Below are 4,529 nucleotides of genomic sequence, written 5' to 3'. Positions count from 1 at the left end.
TGATAATCGTATTTAATAAAAAAGACTTGATTTCCTCTAGTAGGTTATCAAGTCTTTTTATTATCGTTTTGGAAATTTCTTTCGCTGCTCTTCAATAGAACGAAGAATATTCTCCCTATCATCTTGAGTGATACTGATAGAAAATTCGTACTCCTCTTCCTTACACCATGAAGGATTAAGTTCCAGCGATAAGCGAATAACAATATGAAACTCCCCTTCTTTTTCTCCCATAAATTCAAACGCTAAATTTGGTTCGATGAAATCTAGTTCGTTATATGTAGGGTTTGGTAAAGATTCAAACCATTTTATCATGTACTGTAAGTCGAAAGTTTGTAAAAATGGATCCATCGTTTCAAAAACTTTATTTTCTTCTGACAGTCTCGCTTTTACTCTTAACCAATTTCTATCACACTCGTCTTTTGCATCTGCATATTGGTAATTTACAACCTCTAAATGTAATGATATTTTTTCATTTTGAAAATTCATGAATATCCCCCTTCTATCTCTGGATCTTTTGTTTTATAAAGTTTTATTAATCCCGATACTTAAAATTATACTAATTGTTTTTTAATACGGATGAATGGTTTAAATTTATTACCCTTTGTACATAAAATAAATTTGATTTGCAATATAATCTGAACTAAAGTGAAGTCCATTCCTTATCCACCACATGATAATACCTACCAATGAAGCTGTTTTAATATCAACCGCAACATAATCATCTGGCAAATCCTTTTTCGTATTCTCTCTTCTCGTTTCTATTAACTCTTTTAAAAATAAAAATAGTTGCTCCTCAAATTGATTCGTTTTAAATAATATAAATAAATAATTTCGGTGGAGATATAAATAATCAAGTAATTGTGTTAGCTTTTGTTTTTCTGATAAATCTTTTGCATGYATTAAATCRRYWATTTTATTWGAMAGYTCATTTRAAATCTCATTCGTRATTTGKTCTAGTAAATCTTGAATATCTTGATAGTGTAAGTAAAATGTTGTTCGATTTAATCCTGCTTTTGTTGCGACTTTCTGAATCGTTAAACTTGAAATACTAGAATTCTCACATAAGAGTGAAATAACAGCATTTTTAAACATTTCTCTTGAACGAACTGTACGAGGATCTTCTTTTTTAGGTGTAGACATTTTGAAACTCCTTTATAGATTTTCTCTTTACTTWMTCGACAGTGCATAYCTTCTATGTCGAGTAGTGAACGTTTTCAACAAAACTGTTCATGGTCAAAGAAAATTTATTTTGTTACCATTAATTTTATCGACACAWTGTCGATAAATCAAGACAACAATGAAGGAGYTTACCAATGCAAAAGGAAATATCAGAAAGAAATAAAAAAATTATATTAATTGTGCTCATTGCCGGCTGTTTTTTATCAACATTAAATCAGACGCTATTAAATGTAGCGATGAGTAATTTAATGGAGGTATTTGATGTTACGGCTGCAACAGTGCAATGGCTATCAACAAGCTTTATGCTCATAAATGGTGTTCTCGTGCCAATTACTGCATTTTTAATGAAACGATTTACAACAAGGCAGCTATTTATTAGCTCGATGCTCTCTTTGTTTATTGGGACGGTTCTCTGTGCATGCGCCATGAATTTTGGCATTCTGTTAACAGGAAGAATGATTCAAGCAGTTGGAGCAGGAATTATTATGCCGCTAATGATGACAGTTATTTTATATTTATACCCTAGTGAAAAGCGTGGAAGTATTATGGGGACCATCGGGTTYGCCATMATTTTYGCGCCAGCCATCGCTCCAACATTATCTGGMTTTATYATTGAATATGTWTCATGGAGATGGTTATTTATTGGATTAGCTCCATTTGTATTAATCGTTATTATTCTCGCGCTAAAATATTTAATGAATGTTGCTGAAACAACAAAAGCAAAATTAGATATCGTAAGTGTCATTTTATCAACGATTGGCTTTGGTTGTATTATATTCGGATTTAGTAGTGCAGGAAGTAAAGGATGGGATCATCCAGTTGTTATTACTACAATTATCATCGGAATAATTGTTACAACTCTATTCTGTTTACGTCAAATAAAGTCTAGCGATCCACTATTAAATTTATCCGTATTTAAGTATAAAATTTTCACTCTTACATCAGTCATTAACGTACTCATTACGATGATTATGTATGCTGATTTAATTCTTTTACCAATTTACTTGCAAAACGGACGAGGTTTCACTGCTTTTGAATCAGGTTTACTTCTATTACCTGGMGCTGTRATTAATGCCTTCTTATCACCTATCACAGGTAAAATGTTTGATAAATATGGGGCGAAACCACTCTTTATTACAGGTTTAATATGTATCATTATATCGATGTGGGGTGTAATTGATTTGACCGAATCCACCACTTATATGTATTTAATGGTTCGYACCATTATTCTACGCATTGGACTAAGTTTCATTTCGATGCCTTTAAATACAGCAGGTTTAAACGCTTTACCAAGAGAAYTGGGTTCACATGGYTCYGCAGTGAATAATACCATTCGTCAATTAGCAGGTGCTATTGGAACAGCAGTTATTATCACGGTGTATACAATTCAATCCACTTCACATGCTTCGCAGTTATCTAGTGAAAATGGAAACATTTCAGTTATGCAAGTAAAGAAATTATCTTCTATCTTCAGCTCAAGTGATGCCTACGYATTTATGTTAGTCTTATCTTTTGTAGCWYTGATWWTYGCATGTTTCATGCCTAAAAAAGTTGCACTCCAAAAATCCGAAAGTAAATCTTAAAATAAAAAATCCTACTCGTTTTCTATACGAGTAGGATTTTTTATTATTTATTTCGTTTCCCCGTCTTCAGTCGTCTTCACCTTCGTTTTATTTTTATCACGATGGTTATAGTTGTACTTAGTACGCTCTACTGGAGTGAAGCCTTCTGGTGTGTAGAATCGTAATAAGTCGCCGTTAACAACTTGGTCAGAGTATTTTAGTGATTTTTGAACCATTTGTTCATTTTGTTTTATTTCGTCTGTAAATTCTACTGGATTTCCAGTCGCTGTATCATAGTATTTGCCGTTCAGTGCAGTCACTGTTGGACTTACATAGTTACCGTTACGGAACGGAACGACTTGTTTATGATCTGGCGATAATAAATCTGATCCGAATTGGACATAATTCTTTGTATCTGTACCTAGTAAGTGTAATAAAGTTGGAAGAACGTCAATTTCTCCGCCATATTGATGTTGTACGCCGCCTTTCATTCCTGGTACGCGAATGATTAATGGTACACGTTGTAATTGAGCATTTTCAAATGAGTTCATTTCTTTACCCATTATTTGAGACATTGCTGCGCCATGATTATCTGAAATACCGTAATGGTCACCGTACATAACGATAATTGAGTTATCGTATAAACCAGATTGTTTCAAGTAATCCATGAAGCCTTTTACAGATTCATCTAAATAACGTGCTGTTTGGAAATACGTATCTACAGATGAATCACCTGTTTTCGCTGGTTCAATTGTTGCTTCCGCTTTATCAATTGGATAAGGGAAATGGTTCGATAACGTAATAAATTTTGAATAGAACGGTTGTTTTAACGTTTGTAATAATGGAATGGATTCATTAAAGAACGGTTTATCTTTTAACCCATAGTTTACTACATCTTTTTCGTTCATATCATAGTATGACGCATCAAAGAATTTATTAAAACCAAACGATTTATAAATTTCATCACGGTTCCAGAACGTTTTGTAGTTACCGTGGAACACTGCTGATGTGTATCCTTGTTGACCTAAAATAGCTGGTGCTGATTGATAGGTGTTATTAGCTTTATTTGTAAAAACAGATCCTTGCGGTAATCCAAACATTGAGTTCTCTAACATGAACTCCGCATCAGATGTTTTACCTTGTCCTGTTTGATGGAAGAAGTTATCAAAGTATAACGTATTCGCATCTTTTGTAAATGAGTTTAAGAATGGTGTAACTTCTTGGCCATTTAGCTTGTAGTTTAGTAAAAAGTTTTGGAATGACTCTAAATGAATATAAATTACGTTCATTCCTTTTCCTTTACCAAAATACTCAGGATTTGGACTTGCATAAGTTGATGTAAGATAGTTTCTAACTTCTGTCATATTATCTCCATCCGCTAATGCTCGTTCTGTTGATGCTTTCGCACTTTGAATACCATCATAAATCGTAAAGTTGTACGCCCCTAAATATTTCACGATATAATTGCGGTCAAATGTTCTTGTTAACAATTCAGGACGGTCAGATTCTGCCAGACCTAAGTTAACGCTAAAGAATAAAATACCTGCTACAAATACTAGCGATAATTTATGCTTCGCAACACGGATTGGTTTAGGATTTACAAATTTCGTTGCGACTAAAACAATTAAAATGATTGTATCTAAGAAATATAGTGGATCATATAAGTGTAGCAATGCAAAAATACTACCACCTAAATCTCCAAAGTTATTCGTTTGTGTTAATGTCGGGAACGTAATAAAGTCGCTGAAAAAGCGATAATATACAGTCGCTGAAAAAGCGATAATATAC

The 4,529-nt window shown here is 33.3% G+C and carries 4 protein-coding genes; 1 reads left to right on the top strand and 3 read right to left on the bottom strand.

Annotated features, from left to right (window positions below; translation table 11 throughout):
* Window positions 1-60: 60 nt before the first annotated feature.
* Both AC1DJR_RS18210 and AC1DJR_RS18205 read right to left on the bottom strand, forming a co-directional pair.
* Window positions 61-486, bottom strand: a complete 426-nt coding sequence (locus tag AC1DJR_RS18210) for a WapI family immunity protein (RefSeq protein ID WP_429688384.1) — start codon at window positions 484-486, stop codon at window positions 61-63.
* A gap of 108 nt (window positions 487-594) precedes the next feature.
* Complete coding sequence (locus AC1DJR_RS18205) at window positions 595-1,140, bottom strand: TetR/AcrR family transcriptional regulator (protein ID WP_477003182.1); 546 nt, start codon at window positions 1,138-1,140, stop codon at window positions 595-597.
* Window positions 1,141-1,313: 173 nt separating this feature from the next.
* Between AC1DJR_RS18205 and AC1DJR_RS18200 the strand changes: the two genes are divergently transcribed.
* The gene (locus AC1DJR_RS18200) at window positions 1,314-2,762 is read left to right on the top strand and encodes a DHA2 family efflux MFS transporter permease subunit (protein ID WP_477003181.1); all 1,449 of its coding nucleotides are present in this window, start codon (window positions 1,314-1,316) and stop codon (window positions 2,760-2,762) included.
* Between the two features lie 47 nt (window positions 2,763-2,809).
* Here the strand turns inward: AC1DJR_RS18200 and AC1DJR_RS18195 are convergent.
* Window positions 2,810-4,529, bottom strand: a 1,720-nt coding sequence (locus tag AC1DJR_RS18195; protein ID WP_477003180.1) for an LTA synthase family protein, incomplete at its 5' end; no start/stop codon positions are given.

It is taken from the genome of Bacillus sp. 05T31 (assembly GCF_056396725.1).
This window is presented reverse-complemented; position numbering and strand designations above follow the sequence as displayed.

What these genes read in the sequence shown, in the direction of transcription:
- AC1DJR_RS18210 (WP_429688384.1), bottom strand. Translation starts at nt 486, where the DNA reads ATGAATTTTCAAAATGAAAAAATATCATTACATTTAGAGGTTGTAAAT.